Raw genomic sequence first — 18,898 nt, 5'->3', positions numbered from 1 at the left:
GCGCTGGCAGCTACAAAATCAATAGCACACGGAAATCATTCACATTGGTGTGGGTAGGCCCCGTCACCACCAGATCCCCCAGGGGCTCAAAGAAGCCATAGGCGTCGTTGCGGTCCAGGTGGGCTGCGATGCGCAGGCCCGCTGCCTCGGCCCGCGCCAGCGTGTCGGGCGCCACGCGGGCACCCGCGTTGTCCTCCACGCCGTCGATGCCGTCGGTGTCTGCGGCCAGCGCCCACACACCCGGCTGCCCCTGCAGCGCCTGCGCCAGGCCCAGGCAGAACTCGCCCGCGCGGCCACCCCGCCCCCGGGGTGTGCCTGGCGGCTGTGGGCGTACCGTCACGGTCGTCTCGCCGCCCGACAGGATCACGCACGGCCTTGTAAAGGGCTGACCACGCCGCGCCACGGCCCGCGCCAGTGCGGCGTGCACCTTGCCCACCTCGCGCGATTCGCCTTCGATTTCGTCCGACAAGATGTGCGCCTGCACACCCGCCGCCCGCGCGGCCTCGGCCGCAGCTTCCAGCGACTGCTGGGGCGTGGCGGTCATGTGCACCACATGGTGGGCAAACACGGCGTCGCCGGGCTTCGGGGTTTCCGGCGTGCCCGCTTCGAGGGCTGAGCGCACTACAGTGGGCACCTCGATGCGGTAGCGGTCCAGGATCGCCAGCGCATCAGCGCAGGTGGTGGCGTCAGGCACCGTGGGGCCGCTGGCAATGACCGAAGGGTCGTCCCCCGGCACATCGCTGATGGTGAGCGTGACCACCCGCGCAGGCGCGCAGGCCGCCGCCAGCCGCCCGCCCTTGATGCGCGAGAGGTGCTTGCGCACACAGTTCATTTCGTCGATGGCAGCGCCGCTTTCGAGCAGCGCCTTGTTAATGCGCTGCTTGTCCTCCAGCGTGAGGCCGTCGCCCGGGAGCGTGAGCAGGGCGGAGCCCCCGCCCGAGATGAGGCACAGCACCAGGTCGTTTTCAGTCAGCCCCTGCGTCAGCGCCAGGATGCGCTGCGCAGCAGCCAGGCCCGCCGCATCGGGCACGGGGTGGGCGGCCTCGACCACTTCGATGCGCTGCGCCAGGCCTTGCGGCCGGGGGGGGGTGTGGTGGTAGCGCGTGACCACCAGCCCCGACAAGGGTGCATCCGCAGGCCACAGTGCCTCGACGGCCTGCGCCATGGCACCGCCCGCCTTGCCCGCGCCCAGCACCAGCGTGCGGCCTCCGCTTTCGCGGCTGGGCGGCGGGGGCAAAAAGGCTGCGGTGTTGTGCAGCGGCAGCGCGCGGCGCACGGCAACACCATAGAGATATTCGAGGAATTCGCCGCTCTGGCGAATGGGGTTTGGCACGGTGGGGGGGGTGGTCATGAATGGTCGTCTCCGCGAGCGATTGTGCGGGCACGGCCAGGGCATGACCGTGCGCAGAAGTCAAAACTACTTCAACCCAGCCCCCGGCGGCATGACGCGGTGGCGACGCGGTTACCACGCGCAGCGCGGGATAACCCCATGTTCTGGCCCGCAACTGTTGTCTACAGTTCTTGTATGCAAGATTGACCAACAGTATCGCCTTCCTATCCAAAGGGTTCACATGCTCCGCTTTCTCAACTCCTTGTTTGGCCGGGTGGTCCTGGCCTTGATTGCTGGCGTGGCCATCGGGCTGCTCTGGCCCGACACGGCCGTGCAGCTCAAGCCGCTGGGCGACGGTTTCATCAAGCTCATCAAGATGCTGATCCCGCTCATCGTCTTTTGTGTGGTGGTTCACGGCATCGCGGGCACGGGCGACCTGAAGCGTGTGGGCCGCGTGGGCATCAAGTCGCTGATCTACTTCGAGGTGGTCACCACCATCGCGCTGGTGCTGGGCCTGGCGCTCGCGTTCTGGTTTGAACCCGGTGTGGGCATGAATGTGGACCCGAAGGCGCTCGACCCCAAGGCGATGGGCGCCTATGCAGACAACGCCAGCAAGCTCACGGGTGGCGGCTTCAGCGACTTTTTGCTCAAGCTCATCCCCACCACCGCCGTGAGCGCCTTCGCCAATGGCGATGTGCTGCAGGTGCTGCTGTTCTCCATTGTGTTTGGCTGCGCGCTGGCGCTGATGGGCGAGCGCGGCGCGCGCGTCACCAGCCTCATCGAAGACCTGTCGCACGTGCTGTTCAAGACCATGGGCCTGATCATCAAGCTGGCGCCGCTGGGTGTGCTGGGCGCGATTGCGTTCACGGTGGGCAAGTACGGCATTGGCTCGCTCAAGCAGCTGGGCATGCTGGTGGTGCTGTTCTATGCGGCAGTGGCCATCTTCGTGGTGGTGGTGCTGGGCCTGATCATGCGGTTTTCGGGCTTCAGCCTGTTCAAGCTGCTGCGCTACCTGCGCGAGGAGCTGGCCGTGGTGTTTGCCACCACGTCGTCCGACAGCGTGCTGCCGCAGATCATGGCCAAGCTCAAGCACATGGGCATCCGCGACTCGACCGTGGGCCTGGTGATCCCCACGGGCTACTCGTTCAACCTGGACGCGTTCTCGATCTACATCACGCTGGCGGCCGTGTTCATCGCCCAGGCCACGAACACGCCCATCTCGATGGCCGACCTGCTGACCATCCTGGCGATCTCGCTGGTCACGTCCAAGGGCGCTCACGGTGTGCCGGGCTCGGCCATTGTGGTGCTGGCCGCCACGCTGCACGCAATCCCGGCCATCCCCGCCATCGGGCTGGTGCTGGTGCTGTCGGTGGACTGGTTCATGGGCATTGCCCGCGCCCTGGGCAACCTGATTGGCAACTGCGTGGCAACCGTGGCCATCGCGGCCTGGGAGGGCGACATCGACCGCGAGCGCGCACATGCCGTGCTGGACGGCCGCAGCACGCCGCCGCTGGCCCCCGAGGTCTCGCCAGAGATGGCGCCCCCGGTAGCGCCACAATCGGCCGCATGAGCATCAACCAGACCCAGATCGCCCAGCAGGTGGTGGAATCCATCCTTGCGCAAAAGCTCTCACCCGGCGAGCGCCTGGGCGAGCAGGAACTGGCCGACCTCTTCGGTGTGAGCCGTACCCTGGTGCGCGAGGCGCTCATGCAGCTGCAGGCCCGTGGTTTTGTCGAAGTGCGGCCACGCCGGGGCTGGTATGTGGTGGAGCCTACGGTGGAAGACGCACGCGATGCGTTCTCGGCCCGGCGCATCATCGAGTCGGGCATCCTGGCCGATGCGGGCCGCCCGCTGCAGAGCGTGACCCGCCGCCTGCGGGCGCACATCGCCGAAGAACAGCAGGCCATCGAAGGTGCAGATGCCGCCACACGCGCCTTTCTGCTCGCAGACTTCCACGTCTGCCTGGCCGAGGCGATGGGACACCGCAGCCTGAGCGACATCCTGCGCGACCTCACGGCGCGCACCACTTTGGCGGCCTCGCTGTACCAGTCGCAGCACGCGGCCAGCCAGTCGTGCGCCGAACACGCCTCCATCGTCGAAGCGCTGGAAGCAGGCAACACCACGCTGGCCCGCGAACGCATGCTGGCCCACATCGGGCATGTGGAAGGCGCCCTCAACCCCGGCCAGCCGCTGGTGCGGGACCGGCTGCGTGAATCCCTCGCACCGCTGACCAGCCAACGCACCAAGGCGGCATCGACAGCCCTGAGCTAGCCCAAGCCGGTCGCGCCCCGGCCACAAACCTTCCAATCGCCTGCATCCACTGCAGGCGGGTATTTTGCTGCGCCCCTCTAAGGGTTTACCGGGATAAGCGCGTCCGGTCATTTTGTATACGATTTTTGTATGGACACTTGTGCACCATCCGGCTCAGGTGTCCCTTCCGTATTCATACCCCCAACCCCCGAAAGACTCGCATGAACCCGCCTGTACACCCCGTGGACGAACACCTACCTTTGGGGCGACTCACGGCGCTAGGCTTGCAGCATGTGCTGGTGATGTATGCGGGCGCTGTGGCGGTGCCGCTCATCGTGGGCCGCGCCCTCAACCTCACGCCCGACCAGGTGGCCAAGCTGATTTCGGCCGACCTGTTTGTATGCGGGCTGGTCACGCTGATCCAGGCGCTGGGCGCCTCGCGCTGGTTCGGCATTCAGCTGCCCGTGATGATGGGGGTGACCTTCGCATCGGTGGCGCCCATGGTCTCGATGGCGCAGACCACGGGCGGCACGGCCGGGGCCGGGCTTATCTTTGGCTCGGTGATTGGCGCGGGCGTGATTTCCATCCTGATCGCTCCGCTGGTCAGCCGCATGCTCCGGTTCTTCCCGCCGGTGGTCACGGGCACCATCATCGCGGTGATCGGCATCAGCCTGATGCGCGTGGGTATCAACTGGATCTTTGGCAACCCCGTGGGCCCCACGGCGCCCAGCGTGCCCAACCCCGAGCACCTCAAGTGGCTGGCCGATGCCCAAGCCGCTGCCGGAGCCCCTGGCTCTTCGCTGCCGCCGGTGCCCAAGGGCTTTGCGGTGGTGCCCACGGTGCCCAACCCCAAGTACGCCGACCTGACCGGTGTGGGCATCTCGGCCCTGGTGCTGCTGTCCATCCTGCTGATTGCCAAGTTCGCCAAGGGCTTCATTGCCAACATCTCGGTGCTGCTGGGCATCGTGATCGGCGCGGTGGTGGCCGTGGGCATGGGACTGATGAACTTCGACAAGGTGGCCAAGGCACAGTGGTTTGACCTGGTGCTGCCGTTCGAGATAGCCAGCCCCGTCTTCGACCCCATCCTGATCCTGACCATGACCCTGGTGATGATCGTGGTCATGATCGAATCCACCGGCATGTTCCTGGCCCTGGGGGAGATGACCGACCGCAAGGTGGACCAGGCGGCCCTCACGCGCGGACTGCGCACAGATGGCCTGGGCACGCTGCTGGGTGGCATCTTCAACACCTTTCCGTACACCAGCTTCTCGCAGAACGTGGGGCTGGTCGCCGTCACCGGCGTCAAGAGCCGCTTTGTGTGCGTGGCCGGCGGCGTGATCCTGATCGTGCTGGGCGTGCTGCCCAAGATGGCCGCGCTGGTCGAGTCGCTGCCCACCATGGTGCTGGGCGGCGCGGGCCTGGTGATGTTCGGCATGGTGGCGGCCACAGGCATCCGCATTCTGGGCGGGGTGGACTTCAAGACCAACCGCTTCAACGCCATGATCGTGGCCGTATCCATCGGCGTGGGCATGGTGCCGCTGATCGCGCCCAACTTCCGCCAGTGGATGCCGCATGCCATCCACCCGCTGATCGAATCCGGTATCCTCCTGGCCTCGATCACGGCGGTGGCCCTGAACGTTTTCTTCAATGGCGCCAGCCGCGACACCTCCGCCGCTGTCAACGCCGCACGCCAGGCCGACGCCCACTAGCGTCCCGCTTGCACGCTGCCGAAAACCTGACACCGCCCGCGTGGCTCCGCCCCCTGTCCGCCATGGCTGCCAGGGGGTTTTGGCTTCATGCTGCATACGCATAAACCTGCATGCCAGCCGCCCACGCCATCGGGTACCCTTGTTTTGCATTCCGCCGAGGACTTCCAGGATTTCCGTATGACACAGAACATTTCCGCCGCCGAACAGGCCCTGCGCGACGCTGCGCGCGAATACCACCGCAATCCCACCCGGGGCAAGATTTCGGTCACCCCCACCAAGCCGCTGTCCAACCAGCGCGACCTGTCGCTGGCCTACTCGCCAGGCGTGGCCTATCCGTGCCTGGACATCGCGGCCGACCCCTCCAAGGCGTTTGACTACACATCGCGCGGCAACCTGGTGGCCGTGATCACCAACGGCACGGCGGTGCTGGGACTGGGCGACATCGGGCCGCTGGCGAGCAAGCCGGTGATGGAAGGCAAGGGCTGCCTGTTCAAGAAGTTTGCCGGTGTCGATGTGTTCGACATCGAACTGGCCGAGCGCGACCCCGACAAGCTCATCGAGATCATCGCGGCGCTGGAACCCACGCTGGGCGGCATCAACCTCGAAGACATCAAGGCGCCCGAGTGCTTTTACATCGAGCGCGAACTCAGCAAGCGCATGAACATCCCGGTGTTCCATGACGACCAGCACGGCACGGCCATCATCAGCAGCGCGGCGCTGCTCAACGGCCTGGAGCTGGTGGGCAAGCATATCGACCAGGTCAAGATCGCCGTGTCGGGCGCGGGTGCGGCCGCCATTGCCTGCCTGAACGTGATGGTGGGCCTGGGCGTGAAGATCGAGAACGTCTTCGTGTGCGACTCCAAGGGCGTGATCTACGAAGGCCGCCCCGGGGGCTACGATGAGTCGAAGGCGCGATACGCGCAAAAGACCGATGCCCGCACGCTGGCCGATGCCGTCAACGGCGCCGACGTGTTCCTGGGCTGCTCGGCCCCCGGCGTGCTCACGGCCGAGATGGTCAAGACCATGGGCCCCAAGCCCATCATCCTGGCACTGGCCAACCCCGAGCCCGAAATCCGCCCCGAACTGGCCAAGGCCGTGCGCCCCGACTGCATCATTGCCACGGGCCGCTCGGACTACCCCAACCAGGTCAACAACGTCCTGTGCTTCCCGTACATCTTCCGGGGCGCACTCGATTGCGGCGCCACCAAGATCACCGAAGCCATGAAGCTGGCCTGCGTGCGCCAGATCGCCGACCTGGCCAAGGCCGACATCAGCGAAGAAGTGGCCAGCGCCTATGCGGGCAAAGAGCTGACCTTTGGCCCCGACTACCTCATCCCTACACCGTTCGACTCGCGCCTGATCCTCAAGATCGCGCCCGCCGTGGCCAAGGCCGCAGCCGAATCGGGCGTGGCCACGCGCCCCATCGAAGACATGGAGGCCTACAAGGAAACGCTGTCGCGCTTCGTCTACCAGACCGGCATGCTGATGCGCCCCGTGATCATGGCTGCCAAGGCCCTGCCCGACGCGCAAAAGCGCGTGGCCTACGCCGACGGTGAAGACGAACGCGCCCTGCGTGCCGCGCAGATGGCCATCGACGACAAGATCGCGCAACCCATCCTCATTGGCCGCCCCGCCGTGATTGCTGCGCGCATCGCCAAGGCCGGCCTGCGCATGCAGCTGGGCAAGGATGTGGAGGTGTGCAACCCCGAGGACGACCCACGCTTCCGACAGTACTGGGAGCACTACCACCAGCTCATGAAGCGCAATGGCGCATCGCCCGAAGTGGCCAAGGCCGCCGTGCGCCGCTCCAACACCATCATTGCCTCGCTGATGGTCAAGCTGGGCGATGCCGACGCGATGATCTGCGGCCTGGTGGGCACGTATGAAACGCACCTGGAACGCATCCACAGCATCATCGGCCGCCAGGAAGGTGCCCACAACTACGCTGCCCTGAACGCGCTGATGACCAACCGGGGCACGCTGTTCATTGCCGACACCTACGTGAACGAAGACCCCACGGCACAGCAGCTGGCGGACATCGCCTGGATGTCGGTGCAGGAGGTGCAACGCTTTGGCATCCCACCCAAGGTCGCCTTCCTGTCGCACTCCAGCTATGGCTCGTCCAAGCGCGCATCGGCCCGCAAGATGCGCGAGGCGCGCGACCTGTTCGTGGCCGCCCACCCCGAGATCGAGTGTGACGGTGAGCTGCACGGCGATGCCGCGCTGGAGCCGAACATCCGCAACGCCTACATGGCGGATTCGACCCTGACGGACTCGGCCAACCTGCTGATCTGCCCCAACCTGGATGCTGCCAACATCCTCTACAACGTGCTCAAGACGACCACCAGCGGTGGCGTCACGGTGGGCCCCATCCTGATGGGTGCCGCTGCCACGGCCTACATCCTGACCCCGGCTGCCACCGTGCGCCGGGTGCTCAACATGACGGCCCTGGCCGTGGCCAGCGCTGCCGCCCGGCCACGCTGAGCGCGCTGTGCCGTGCTGACCGTGCGCAGTCCATGATCAGGCCTGCCCACACACCGTTGCAACGGGGCCCACGGGCCCCGTTTTTCATGGGCAAGCCAACCCCTCAACCGGCGCATGCACCATTTCGGGAAACCCAGCATGCTGGCATGCACCACTTCGGTGAACAATGGGGCACAGCGAAACACCCGCGTACACAAACCGGGCATCGTTTTTGCTGACTGCAGGTGTATGGCCCCTGGATGGGGCCCATGCCTTCCCTCACCGCATTTCCCCTCGCCCGACAGGAGCCCCCGATGAAAAAGAGACTGTTCATGCAAACCGCTGCCGCCCTGGCCCTGATCGGCAGCACCTCACTGGCCCAGGCGCAGGCCACCACGCCCATCAAGTTCCAGCTCGACTGGCGCTTTGAAGGCCCCGCCGCGCTGTTCCTGCAGCCCGTGGCCAAGGGTTACTTCAAGGCCGCAGGCCTGGATGTGGCCGTGGATGCTGGCAACGGCTCGGGTGGTGCAGTGCAGCGCGTGGCCTCGGGCACGTACGACATGGGCTTTGCCGACCTGGCCGCCGTGATGGAGTTCCACGCCAACAACCCCGACGCGCAGAACAAGCCCGTGGCGGTGATGATGGTCTACAACAACACGCCCGCCTCGGTCATGGCGCTCAAGAAGAGCGGCATCACGAAGCCCGCCGACCTGGCAGGCAAGAAGCTGGGCGCCCCCGTGTTTGACGCGGGCCGCCGCGCATTCCCCATCTTCCAGAAGGCCAACGGCATTGGCGCCGTGACCTGGACGGCCATGGACCCGCCCCTGCGCGAAACCATGCTGGTGCGCGGCGATGTGGACGCCATCACCGGCTTCACCTTCACCTCGCTCCTGAACCTGGAAGCCCGTGGCGCCAAGGCCGCCGACGTGGTGGTGCTGCCCTATGCCGATTTCGGCGTGAAGCTCTATGGCAACGTGATCATCGCGTCTCCGAAGCTCATCAAGGAGAACCCGGCCGCCATCAAAGCGTTCCTGTCGGCCTTTGCCAAGGGTGCCAAGGAAGTGATCGCCAACCCCGCAGCCGCTATCGAGCATGTGAAGGCGCGCGACGGCATCGTGAACGTGCCGCTCGAAACCCGCCGCCTGCAACTGGCCATCGACACTGTCATCAACAGCCCCGACGCCCGCGCCGAAGGTTTTGGCCAAGCCAAGCCCGGCCGCCTGTCGCTGATGGCATCGCAGGTGTCGGACGCGTTCAACACCAAGACCCGCGTGAACGCCGACGATGTGTGGAACCCCAGCTTTCTGCCCCCTGCAGCCGAGCTGAACATCCTGCCGAAGAAGTGACACCCCCTGAGTCGCTTCGCGCCTTCCCCCTCTCTCGACTCGCTGCGCGAGTCGGGAGGGGGACGCCCCCGGTGCGGCGGGGCGGCCCTTGCACGGGGGCGCTGGCCTGGGCCGCGCCCAGCATCAACCTCGGTGCACAAACACTACTCACTACGGACCTCTGATGCAGGCTGCTGATTCCTACTTTGTGGACTTCCGCGATGTCTGGCTCGCCTACAACGACGAGCTGCGCGCCAAGAACCAGTTTGCGGTGGAGGCCATCGACCTGCAGGTACGCCAGGGCGAATTCATCGCCATCGTGGGCCCCTCGGGCTGTGGCAAGTCCACCTTCATGAAGCTGGCCACGGGGCTGAAGATGCCATCGATGGGCAAGATCCTCATCGACGGCCAGCCGGTGACGGGGCCGCTCAAGGTCTCGGGCATGGCGTTTCAGGCGCCCTCGCTGCTGCCCTGGCGCACCACGGTGGACAACGTGCTGCTGCCGCTCGAAATCGTCGAGCCCTACCGCAGCAACTTCAAGCAAAAACGCAAGGAATACGAAGAACGCGCCCGCAAGCTGCTGCAGAAAGTGGGCCTCGCGGGCTACGAAGACAAGTTCCCCTGGCAGCTGTCGGGCGGCATGCAGCAACGCGCCAGCATCTGCCGCGCGCTGATCCACGAGCCCAAGATGCTGCTGCTGGACGAGCCGTTTGGCGCGCTCGACGCATTCACCCGCGAAGAGCTGTGGTGCATCCTGCGCGACCTGTGGACCGAGCAGCAGTTCAACGTGATCCTGGTCACGCACGACCTGCGCGAGTCGGTCTTTCTGGCCGACACGGTGTATGTGATGAGCAAGAGCCCCGGCCGGTTTGTGGTGCGCAAGGAGATCGGACTGCCCCGCCCTCGCGACCTGGAGGTGACCTACACCAAGGAGTTCACCGACATCGTGCATGAACTGCGCGGCCACATCGGTGCCCTGCGAAAAGCAGGCGCGCCCATCCAGCAGTAACCCGAAGACCTTCCCACCATGCACAAGAAAACCGTAGAGCGCTGGTCCCCCTGGCTGCTGCTGACCGCCACCATTCTGCTGTGGCAAATCATCTGTTCGGCCTTCAGCGTCCCCGAATTTCTCTTCCCCAGCCCCTGGGTCATTGCCACGCAGCTGGTCGAGTTCAGCGGCGTGATCGCCGCACACGCTTGGCGCACCTACTGGGTCACGATGGCGGGCTTTGGCATTGCCATCGTGGTCGGCGTGCTGCTGGGTTTTGTGATCGGCAGTTCTCGCCTGGCCTATGCCGCCGTGTACCCGCTGATGACAGCCTTCAACGCACTGCCCAAGGCGGCCTTTGTGCCCATCCTGGTGGTGTGGTTCGGTATTGGCGTGGGGCCTGCCATCCTCACGGCGTTTCTCATCAGCTTCTTCCCCATCATGGTCAACATCGCCACCGGCCTGGCCACCCTGGAGCCCGAGCTGGAAGACGTGCTGCGCGTGCTGGGCGCCAAGCGCTGGGACGTGCTGACCAAGGTGGGCCTGCCGCGATCCATGCCGTACTTCTACGGCTCGCTCAAGGTCGCCATCACGCTCGCGTTTGTGGGCACCACGGTGTCGGAGATGACCGCCGCCAACGAAGGCATCGGCTACCTGCTCATCAGCGCGGGCTCGTCCATGCAGATGGGCCTGGCCTTTGCGGGCCTGATGGTGGTGGGTGCGATGGCCATGGTGATGTACGAGCTGTTCAGCTGGATCGAAAAGCGCACCACAGGGTGGGCACACCGGGGTTCGCAAGGCGAGTAGGTAGGGTACATCCCCCTGAGTCGCCTTCGGCGCCGTCCCCCTTCTCTCGAATCGCTGACGCGACTCGAGAGAAGGGGGACACCGCCAGCGCGGCGGGGCGGACCTTGCGCGGCGGTTCTCGACCAGGCCGCGCCGGTTTCGACGATTGCGCTCCTTGCCAGTGCAAAGGATGCGCCGGCACTCCCTCTTCAGAAGCAATGGGCCGTCTTTCCAGCGCTGCCAAAACGCCGCCGATATACTGCCCGCCCGTTGACCGCAGGACTCCCGGCATGCACCTGACCGCCCTTTTCCACCCCATCGCGGCGTTTGCAGCGCCCCCCGCCATCCGGATCGCCATCGTCACGGCGGCGACCCTCTGTCTGGCGGCATGCGGCAGCACGAGCACGAGCACCAGCACCGCCCCCGCGCGCGCCGACGATTCCCCCAGCGCGCCGCTGGTGACATCTACCCCCGCCCCCATCCGCATCGGCATCGCCCTGGGCGGCGGCGCAGCCAAGGGTTTTGCGCACATCGGCGTGATCAAAATGCTGGAAGCCAACGGCTTCGCGCCCGCTGTGGTCTCTGGCACCAGCGCAGGCAGCGTGGTCGGTGCGCTGTATGCCAGCGGCATGAATGCGTTCGAAATGCAGGAAAAGGCTGTGGCGCTGGACGAAGCCAAGATCCGCGACCTGCAGCTCTCGTCTGGGGGCCTGGTGCTGGGCCAGAAACTCGAAGACTATGTGAACGAGCAGGTGCGCCGCAAGCCGCTGGAGCAGATGGCCAAACCGTTTGTGGTGGTGGCAACGCGCCTCGAAGATGGCGAGCGCACGGTGTTTGCACGCGGCAACACGGGGCAGGCGGTGCGTGCATCGAGCAGCGTTCCCGGCGTGTTCCAGCCCGTCACCATCGGCAAGTACCACTTTGTGGACGGCGGCATCGTGAGCCCGGTGCCGGTGGACGCCGCGCGCCAGCTGGGCGCCGACATCGTGATTGCGGTGGACATCTCCAACAAGGCCCGGGGCCAGACGCCGGGCAACATGCTGGGCGCGCTGAACCAGTCGATTGCCATCATGGGCCAGAAGCTGGGCCAGGCAGAACTGGCGCGGGCCGACGTAATCGTGCGCCCGCAGGTGCTGGACATCGGCGCCGCCGACTTCAGCCAGCGCGCCAACGCCATCGTGGAAGGCGAGAAGGCCGCGCTGGCCGTGATGCCGCAAATCCGCGAGCGTGTGGCCCAGCTCCAGGCCGAGCGCAGCAAGGCGGCGGTGCAGGCCCAGCAGAAGGCGACCGAGGTGCAGCACCAGGCCTGCCTGGACAACCGCAGCCGGCTGCAGAAGCTGGCGGGCCTGGCCAAACTGGACGACTCCTGCCCGGCGCCCAAGTAGCGCGGCAAACAAACGATTCCGGCGCAGTGCCCTTCGGGTAAAGTCACCTGCGCCCCGGCCTGCCCGCACATCCCGGCACCGACTTCACGCCCCACTGCCCGCCCCGCCCATGTCTTCGCCGTTCTCCGCCGTCAAACCCAGCGCCAAGCTCTCCGACCAGGTGGCCAGCGCGCTGGAGGCCGAGATCCGTGCGGGCCGCATCCAGGCGTCCGACAAGCTGCCCACCGAGGCGGTGCTGGCGCAGCAGTTTCAGGTCAGCCGCACGGTGGTGCGCGAGGCCATCTCGCGCCTCAAGTCGCTGGGGCTCGTGGACTCGCGGCAGGGTAGCGGCGTGTATGTGCTCGCGCCTGGCATCGAGCCGCTGCAGTTCGATGTGCCCCTTGCCGCATCGCGCGAGGCGGTGATGCAGATCGTGGAAGTGCGCCGTGCGCTGGAGGCCGAGGTGGCCGAGCTGGCAGCCCTGCGTCGCACCGATGAAGACATTGCCGCCATCCGCGCCGCCATGCAGCACATTGCCGACGCCGTGCGCGCAGGCCGCGACGGGGTAGAGGAAGACGTGCTGTTCCACCGCGCCATCGCCCAGGCGGCAGGCAACCCGTTCATGATCAGCACGCTGGACTATCTGGCGCAGTTTCTCAAGGGCGCCACCCGCGTGACCCGCGCCAACGAGGCGCGGCGCGCCGACTTTGCCGACGCCGTGACCCATGAGCACACGCAGATCGTGCTGGCCATCGAGGCAGGCGATGCAGTAGCTGCCCGCGCTGCGGCGGCGCAGCACATGAAGAACGCACTGGCCCGCATCGAACAGGCCGACCTGGCCTTCTGGGCCCAGGACGGCGCGCGGCTGGCACAGCCGCTGGTGGCGGCATCCGGTCCACTGGTCTTCTGACCTTGTTGGCCGCCCTGCGGCGCGGGGACCTTGAGGCGGGAAAAGGTCTCTCCGAATTGCTATTAAATCAATAGCTATTAGCGCTTAACAGATAAGCGCTAGATAGCAAAAAACCTTGCAAACACGAGCGTAGCGCCCGCCGCAGATGGCTACCGATACGGGTTAACCCGAAGCGGAATAGAACGCGGTAATTTGTATGATAACCATATAAACACATCAATCAAGATGCCGACAGGAGCTGCAAATCGGCCGCTTGCACTGACCCGTTGCTCCGTCTGCCACCCTTCCATCCCGGAGATATCCCTCACATGTCCACCCTCGCACTTCTCGGAATCGGCGCCGGCAGCATCGCCCTGCTTCTGTTGCTCATCATCCGTTGGCAAGTCCACGCCTTCGTGGCCATGATGCTCGTGAGCTTTCTCGTCGCCTTCGCCACGGGCATGCCCATCGGCGACATCATCAGCACGCTGATTGCGGGCATGGGCGGCACGCTGGGTTCGGTCGCCATCCTGGTGGCGCTGGGTTCCATGCTGGGACGGATGATCGAGGTCTCGGGCGGCGCAGCCAGCCTGGCCAACCGCTTCACGCAGCTGCTGGGGCCCACGCGGGTGCCCACGGCCCTCACGGCCGCCGCGCTGGTGCTGGCCATCCCGGTGTTTTTTGATGTGGGCTTCATCATCCTGGTGCCCATCGTCTACGGCTTTTGCAAGGCGGCGGGGGTCAACCCCATCAAATTCGGCCTGCCCGTAGCGGGCATCATGCTGGCCGCACACGTGGTGGTGCCACCGCACCCCGGCATCGTGGGTGGGGCAGCCATCGTCAAGGGCGATATTGGCTGGATCACCATCATTGGCCTGGCCATCTGCATCCCGCTCGCAGCGCTGTCGCAGGTCGTGTCGGGCTGGCTCAACCGCAAGGGCTACCCCATGCTGCCAACCACGGCAGAGCAGTTTGCGGCCTTTGGCAGCAGCCAAGAAGGCGCGGACTCCAAGGCCCCCAAGGCTGCCGTTGCCCCCGGCGTGGGCACCATCATGGCGCTCATCCTGATCCCACTGGCCCTCATCATGGCTGGCACCACCGGCGCCACGCTGCTGCCCAAGGGCGACAGCCTGCGCAACGTGCTGGGCTTCATCGGCTCGCCCATCTTTGCGCTGATGGTGGCCGTGGGCCTGGCCATGTTTCTGCTGGGCCGCAACCAGGGCTGGAACCGTGAACGCACCAACGCCATCATGGAATCCGCCCTGCCCCCTGCCGCCACCGTGATCCTGGTGACGGGCGCAGGCGGCGTGTTTGCCAAGGTGCTCACCGCCAGCGGCATTGGCACGGCGCTGTCGCAAAGCCTCACCGCTACTCATCTGCCGCTCATCCTGCTGGCGTTCATCATCTCTCTGGCCCTGCGCGCCGCCCAGGGCTCGGCCACCGTGGCCATCATCACCACCTGCGGCCTGCTGGCCGATGCGATGGCGGGTGGCGGGTATTCCCCCTTGCAAGTGGCGTTGCTCACGGTTGCCATCGGCTTTGGCAGCCTGGGCCTGTCACACGTCAACGATTCGGGCTTCTGGATCGTGACCCGCTACCTGGGCCTGAGCGTGGGCGATGGCCTGCGCACCTGGACCGTGCTGACCACCGTGCTGGGCCTGGCGGGTTTTGCCCTCACGGCTTTGCTTTGGGTGCTGGTCGCCTGAGTGCCCTCGTATTGAATTTCTTTGAAGGACTGACAACATGACAAAACCCACCGTCGGCATCATCGGCCTGGGCGCCATGGGCGCTGGCATTGCCAAGACCCTGCGCAACAACGGTTTCACCATCCACGTCTGCGACGTGCGCCCCGGCGTGGCCGATGCCTTTGTGGCAGACGGTGGCACGGCCCATGCCACCACGGCTGGTCTGGCAGCGGCGAGTGATGTGGTGGTGTCGGTGGTGGTCAACGCCGCGCAGACCGAGAGCGTGCTGTTTGGCGACGATGGTAAAAGCGGCGCGGCCAGCGCCATGCGCCCCGGCAGCACCTTTGTGATGTGCTCCACCGTGGACCCCAACTGGTCCGTGGCGCTGGAAGCGCGCCTGAACGCCCTGGGCCTGCACTACGTGGACGCCCCCATCTCCGGCGGCGCAGCCAAGGCAGCGTCGGGCCAGATGACCATGATGACCTCGGCCAAGCCCGAGGCCTATGCTGCAGCGGGCGCCGTGCTCGATGGCATGGCTGGCAAGGTGTACCGCCTGGGCGAAAAGGCGGGCGCGGGCAGCAAGGTCAAGATCATCAACCAGCTGCTGGCCGGTGTGCACATTGCCGTGGCCGCCGAAGCCATGGCCCTGGGCCTGCGCGAAGGCGTGGAGGCCAGCGCCTTGTATGAAGTGATCACGAACAGCGCGGGCAACAGCTGGATGTTTGAAAACCGCATGGCCCATGTGCTGGCGGGCGACTACACGCCGCTGTCGGCCGTCGATATCTTCGTGAAGGACCTGGGCCTGGTGCTGGACACCGCACGCGCCAGCAAATTCCCCCTGCCGCTGGCCGCCACGGCGCACCAGATGTTCATGCAAGCCTCCACCGCAGGCTTTGCCAAGGAAGATGACAGCGCAGTGATCAAGATCTTCCCTGGCATCACGTTGCCAAATAGCGAAGGTCCAGGGAAGGACAAGGCATGACACGCGCACGAGCCCTGCTGGGCTGCATTGCCGATGACTTCACCGGCGCGACCGACCTGGCCAACAACCTGGTGCGCGCGGGCATGCGCGTGGTGCAGGCCATGGGTGTGCCCACGGCACCTTTGGATACCGAGGCCGATGCCATCGTGGTCGCGCTCAAGTCGCGCACCATTCCCAAAGACGAGGCCATCGCCCAGTCCCTGGCCGCGCTGCAATGGCTGAAAGCGCAAGGCGCCGAGCAGATCTACTTCAAATACTGCTCCACCTTTGACAGCACGGCCGAAGGCAACATCGGCCCCGTGACCGATGCGCTGATGCAGGCCCTGGGCACCGACTTCACCATCGCCACGCCCGCGTTCCCCGACAACAAGCGCACCGTGTTCAAGGGCTACCTGTTTGTGGGCGATGTGCTGCTGAACGAGAGCGGCATGCAAAACCACCCACTCACGCCCATGACCGACCCCAACCTGGTGCGCGTGCTGCAGGCGCAGACACCCAGCCGCGTGGGCCTGATCGACCACAGCGTGGTCGCACAGGGCGAGGCCGCCATCCGCGCGCGCACCGATCAACTCAAGGCCGAGGGCGTGCGCATGGCCGTGGTCGATGCGGTGTCCAACGCCGACCTGCTGCGCCTGGGCCCTGCGCTCAAGGGCATGCCGCTGGTCACCGCAGGCTCCGGCGTGGCCATTGGCCTGCCGGGCAACTTTGGCGTGGCCCCCAGCAACGAGGCAGCCCGCCTGCCCGCCGCGCAAGGGCTGCAGGCCATCGTGTCGGGCAGCTGCTCGGTGGCCACCAACCAGCAGGTCATGGATTTCATCAAGGCGGGCAAGCCAGCCCTGGCCATCGACCCGCTGCGCATCGCCGCAGGCGTGGACGTGGCCGCCGAAGCGCTGGCCTGGGCCGAAGACCACATCGGCCAGGGCCCGGTGCTGGTGTATTCCACCGCCGAGCCCTCGGCCGTGCGCGCCATCCAGGGCAAACTGGGCTCCGAAAAAGCCGGTGCCATGGTGGAGGAAACCATTGCCGCCATTGCACGCGGCCTGGTGCAGCGCGGTGTGCGCCAGCTCATCGTGGCGGGTGGTGAAACATCCGGAGCCTGCGTGCAGGCACTGGGCATCACGCAGATGCGCATTGGCGCGCAGATTGACCCCGGCGTGCCGTGGTGCCATGCGGTGGCCCCGGACGCCAAGGACGGGCTGCACATCACGCTGAAGTCGGGCAATTTTGGTAGCACCGATTTTTTCACCAAGGCTTTTGCACAATTGTTGGCATGACCTCTACCCCCGCCTTCATGGATGAGCGCCAAGCCCGCGACGAAATCTGCCGCGTGGGCCGCAGCCTGTTTGAGCGGGGCTATGTGCATGCCACCGCAGGCAACATCAGCGTGCGCCTGGCCGACGGTTACCTCATCACCCCCACCGATGCCTGCCTGGGCACGCTGCAGCCCGAGCGGCTGGCGCGCCTGGACGCACAAGGCCAGCAGGTGGCGGGCGACCGGGCCAGCAAGACCATTGCGCTGCACCGGCAGATTTACGAGGCATCGGCATCGACAGCCGCACCGGCCCGCTGCGTGATCCACACGCACAGCACGCATCTGGTGGCCTGCTCGCTGCAAGCCGACACCGCTGCAGGTGGCCAGCTGGCGCCCGATGCGCAATTGCTACCGCCCATCACGCCCTACTTCGTCATGAAGGTGGGCCGGGTGCCGCACATCCCCTACCACCGCCCGGGTGACGCCGCAGCGGCAGCACTGGTGGCGCAGACCATCACCCGCTATGCCACACAGGGCAGCCCTGTGCGCGCCGTGATGCTGGCGCGCCTGGGGCCCAATGTGTGGCACGACACGCCTGCCGCCGCCATGGCTGTGCTGGAAGAGCTGGAAGAAACCGCCCGCCTGTGGATGCTGTGCCACCCCCGCCCCACGCCGCTGACCGAGCCCCAGATCGAGGAGCTGCGCCAGAGCTTTGGTGCCCACTGGTAGCTGGGAACGGACAGGCTGCGCCCATGGCGCGGGGACGAAAGAACACACACAAGGAGACAAACCATGACCCTTTCTTTCTGGCGCAAAGCCTTTGCCCCCGTGCTGCTGGGCGTGCTGGCCACAGGCGGCGCATCGGCTGCGGACTACCCCGCCCCCAAGCATGGGGAATGGGTTGTCAAAGACTTCCGCTTCCACACCGGCCAGACCTTGCCCGAACTCAAGCTGGCCTACTCCACCGTGGGCGAGCCCACCGGAGAGCCCGTGCTGGTGCTGCATGGCACCAATGGCTCGGCAGAAAGCATGCTCACCCCCGGTTTTGCAGGCACGCTGTTTGGCCCCGGCCAACTGCTGGATGCACGCAAGCACTTCATCATCCTGCCAGACGCCATTGGCACCGGCCGCTCCAGCAAGCCGTCGGACGGCCTGCGCGCCGCGTTTCCGGCCTACAACTATGACGACATGGTGCAGGCCCAGTACCGCCTGCTGACCGAACACCTGGGCGTGCGCCATGTGCGCGCCATCATTGGCAACTCCATGGGCGGCATGCACACCTGGGCGTGGGCCCAGCGCTACCCCGACTTCATGGACATTGCCGTGCCCATGGCCTCGCTGCCCGCCGCCATGTCGGGCCGTAACTGGATGATGCGCCGCCTGCTGGTCGAAGCCATCCGCAACGACCCCGAATGGCAGGGCGGCAACTACACCCGCCAGCCCCGCAGCCTGCAACTTGCGTCGGTGTTCTTTGGCACGGGCACCAACGGTGGCAACCAGGGCCTGCAAAAACTGGCCCCCAACCGCGCTGCGGCAGATGCCCTGGTGGAGCAACGGCTCAAAGCCCCTTTCCGCGGCGATGCCAACGACCACATCTACCAGTGGGAAGCATCGCGCGACTACGACCCCGAGCCCGGGCTGGAACGCATCACCGCGCGCGTGCTGGCCATCAACTCAGCAGACGATGAGCGCAACCCGCCCGAGCTGGGCGTGCTGGACAAAGCCATCGCCCGCATCCCGCACGCCCAGGCCTACGTGATCCCTGCCAGCGCCGACACCCTCGGCCACAGCACAGTGGGCCTGGCGCGCTTTTACCAAGACCGGCTGGCGCAGGTGCTCAACAGCGCACCGCGCCGCTGATCTTCTCTTTTCAGG

Annotated in this window: 15 protein-coding genes; 14 read left to right on the top strand and 1 reads right to left on the bottom strand. The window is 66.0% G+C overall.

The window, feature by feature from the left end:
• Positions 1–10: 10 nt before the first annotated feature.
• Complete coding sequence (locus KW832_RS14035; RefSeq protein ID WP_218300440.1) at positions 11–1,351, bottom strand: glycerate kinase; 1,341 nt, start codon at positions 1,349–1,351, stop codon at positions 11–13.
• A gap of 220 nt (positions 1,352–1,571) precedes the next feature.
• On the opposite strand from KW832_RS14035, the gene KW832_RS14030 reads away from it, so the two are divergent.
• The 14 genes from KW832_RS14030 to KW832_RS13965 all read left to right on the top strand — a co-directional run bounded on the left by KW832_RS14030 (position 1,572) and on the right by KW832_RS13965 (position 18,883).
• Positions 1,572–2,900: a C4-dicarboxylate transporter DctA gene (locus tag KW832_RS14030; RefSeq protein ID WP_055394897.1), complete on the top strand. Its 1,329-nt coding sequence runs from the start codon at positions 1,572–1,574 to the stop codon at positions 2,898–2,900.
• On the top strand, positions 2,897–3,601 hold the full coding sequence (locus KW832_RS14025; protein ID WP_121505618.1) for a GntR family transcriptional regulator: 705 nt from the start codon (positions 2,897–2,899) through the stop codon (positions 3,599–3,601). Before KW832_RS14030 ends, KW832_RS14025 begins: the two co-directional genes overlap by 4 nt.
• Before the next feature lie 200 nt (positions 3,602–3,801).
• Positions 3,802–5,289 carry a nucleobase:cation symporter-2 family protein gene (locus tag KW832_RS14020; RefSeq protein WP_055394864.1) on the top strand — a complete coding sequence of 496 codons (1,488 nt, stop codon included), beginning with the start codon at positions 3,802–3,804 and terminating at the stop codon, positions 5,287–5,289.
• A 177-nt stretch (positions 5,290–5,466) separates the two neighbouring features.
• Positions 5,467–7,773 (top strand): NADP-dependent malic enzyme, encoded by a 2,307-nt coding sequence (locus KW832_RS14015; RefSeq protein ID WP_121420906.1) that lies wholly within the window; start codon positions 5,467–5,469, stop codon positions 7,771–7,773.
• A gap of 293 nt (positions 7,774–8,066) precedes the next feature.
• A complete protein-coding gene (locus KW832_RS14010; protein WP_218300439.1) occupies positions 8,067–9,098 on the top strand; it encodes an ABC transporter substrate-binding protein in 1,032 nt (343 codons plus the stop codon).
• Between the two features lie 163 nt (positions 9,099–9,261).
• Entirely contained in the window at positions 9,262–10,086 is an 825-nt protein-coding gene (locus KW832_RS14005) for an ABC transporter ATP-binding protein (RefSeq protein WP_055394858.1), read from the top strand.
• Positions 10,087–10,104: 18 nt separating this feature from the next.
• Positions 10,105–10,872: an ABC transporter permease gene (locus KW832_RS14000; RefSeq protein WP_055394856.1), complete on the top strand. Its 768-nt coding sequence runs from the start codon at positions 10,105–10,107 to the stop codon at positions 10,870–10,872.
• A gap of 269 nt (positions 10,873–11,141) precedes the next feature.
• Entirely contained in the window at positions 11,142–12,236 is a 1,095-nt protein-coding gene (locus KW832_RS13995) for a patatin-like phospholipase family protein (RefSeq protein WP_255577756.1), read from the top strand.
• 109 nt (positions 12,237–12,345) lie between these two features.
• Positions 12,346–13,125 carry a FadR/GntR family transcriptional regulator gene (locus KW832_RS13990; RefSeq protein WP_055394854.1) on the top strand — a complete coding sequence of 260 codons (780 nt, stop codon included), beginning with the start codon at positions 12,346–12,348 and terminating at the stop codon, positions 13,123–13,125.
• A gap of 308 nt (positions 13,126–13,433) precedes the next feature.
• A complete protein-coding gene (locus KW832_RS13985) occupies positions 13,434–14,810 on the top strand; it encodes a GntP family transporter (protein WP_218300438.1) in 1,377 nt (458 codons plus the stop codon).
• 37 nt (positions 14,811–14,847) lie between these two features.
• Complete coding sequence (gene ltnD, locus KW832_RS13980) at positions 14,848–15,771, top strand: L-threonate dehydrogenase (RefSeq protein ID WP_218300437.1); 924 nt, start codon at positions 14,848–14,850, stop codon at positions 15,769–15,771.
• On the top strand, positions 15,768–17,045 hold the full coding sequence (gene otnK / locus KW832_RS13975; protein ID WP_218300436.1) for a 3-oxo-tetronate kinase: 1,278 nt from the start codon (positions 15,768–15,770) through the stop codon (positions 17,043–17,045). The genes ltnD and otnK overlap by 4 nt, the downstream gene beginning before the upstream one ends.
• A gap of 17 nt (positions 17,046–17,062) precedes the next feature.
• On the top strand, positions 17,063–17,752 hold the full coding sequence (locus KW832_RS13970; protein ID WP_218300670.1) for an aldolase: 690 nt from the start codon (positions 17,063–17,065) through the stop codon (positions 17,750–17,752).
• Between the two features lie 63 nt (positions 17,753–17,815).
• Complete coding sequence (locus KW832_RS13965) at positions 17,816–18,883, top strand: alpha/beta fold hydrolase (RefSeq protein ID WP_218300435.1); 1,068 nt, start codon at positions 17,816–17,818, stop codon at positions 18,881–18,883.
• The last annotated feature ends 15 nt before the right edge of the window (positions 18,884–18,898 follow it).

The sequence above is a fragment of the Acidovorax sp. sif0632 genome (assembly GCF_019218805.1).
Taxonomy (GTDB): domain Bacteria; phylum Pseudomonadota; class Gammaproteobacteria; order Burkholderiales; family Burkholderiaceae_C; genus Acidovorax; species Acidovorax facilis.
This window is presented reverse-complemented; position numbering and strand designations above follow the sequence as displayed.

What these genes read in the sequence shown, in the direction of transcription:
- KW832_RS14035 (WP_218300440.1), bottom strand. Translation starts at nt 1,351, where the DNA reads ATGACCACCCCCCCCACCGTGCCAAACCCCATTCGCCAGAGCGGCGAA.
- KW832_RS14030 (WP_055394897.1), top strand. Translation starts at nt 1,572, where the DNA reads ATGCTCCGCTTTCTCAACTCCTTGTTTGGCCGGGTGGTCCTGGCCTTG.
- KW832_RS14025 (WP_121505618.1), top strand. Translation starts at nt 2,897, where the DNA reads ATGAGCATCAACCAGACCCAGATCGCCCAGCAGGTGGTGGAATCCATC.
- KW832_RS14020 (WP_055394864.1), top strand. Translation starts at nt 3,802, where the DNA reads ATGAACCCGCCTGTACACCCCGTGGACGAACACCTACCTTTGGGGCGA.
- KW832_RS14015 (WP_121420906.1), top strand. Translation starts at nt 5,467, where the DNA reads ATGACACAGAACATTTCCGCCGCCGAACAGGCCCTGCGCGACGCTGCG.
- KW832_RS14010 (WP_218300439.1), top strand. Translation starts at nt 8,067, where the DNA reads ATGAAAAAGAGACTGTTCATGCAAACCGCTGCCGCCCTGGCCCTGATC.
- KW832_RS14005 (WP_055394858.1), top strand. Translation starts at nt 9,262, where the DNA reads ATGCAGGCTGCTGATTCCTACTTTGTGGACTTCCGCGATGTCTGGCTC.
- KW832_RS14000 (WP_055394856.1), top strand. Translation starts at nt 10,105, where the DNA reads ATGCACAAGAAAACCGTAGAGCGCTGGTCCCCCTGGCTGCTGCTGACC.
- KW832_RS13995 (WP_255577756.1), top strand. Translation starts at nt 11,142, where the DNA reads ATGCACCTGACCGCCCTTTTCCACCCCATCGCGGCGTTTGCAGCGCCC.
- KW832_RS13990 (WP_055394854.1), top strand. Translation starts at nt 12,346, where the DNA reads ATGTCTTCGCCGTTCTCCGCCGTCAAACCCAGCGCCAAGCTCTCCGAC.
- KW832_RS13985 (WP_218300438.1), top strand. Translation starts at nt 13,434, where the DNA reads ATGTCCACCCTCGCACTTCTCGGAATCGGCGCCGGCAGCATCGCCCTG.
- ltnD (WP_218300437.1), top strand. Translation starts at nt 14,848, where the DNA reads ATGACAAAACCCACCGTCGGCATCATCGGCCTGGGCGCCATGGGCGCT.
- otnK (WP_218300436.1), top strand. Translation starts at nt 15,768, where the DNA reads ATGACACGCGCACGAGCCCTGCTGGGCTGCATTGCCGATGACTTCACC.
- KW832_RS13970 (WP_218300670.1), top strand. Translation starts at nt 17,063, where the DNA reads ATGGATGAGCGCCAAGCCCGCGACGAAATCTGCCGCGTGGGCCGCAGC.
- KW832_RS13965 (WP_218300435.1), top strand. Translation starts at nt 17,816, where the DNA reads ATGACCCTTTCTTTCTGGCGCAAAGCCTTTGCCCCCGTGCTGCTGGGC.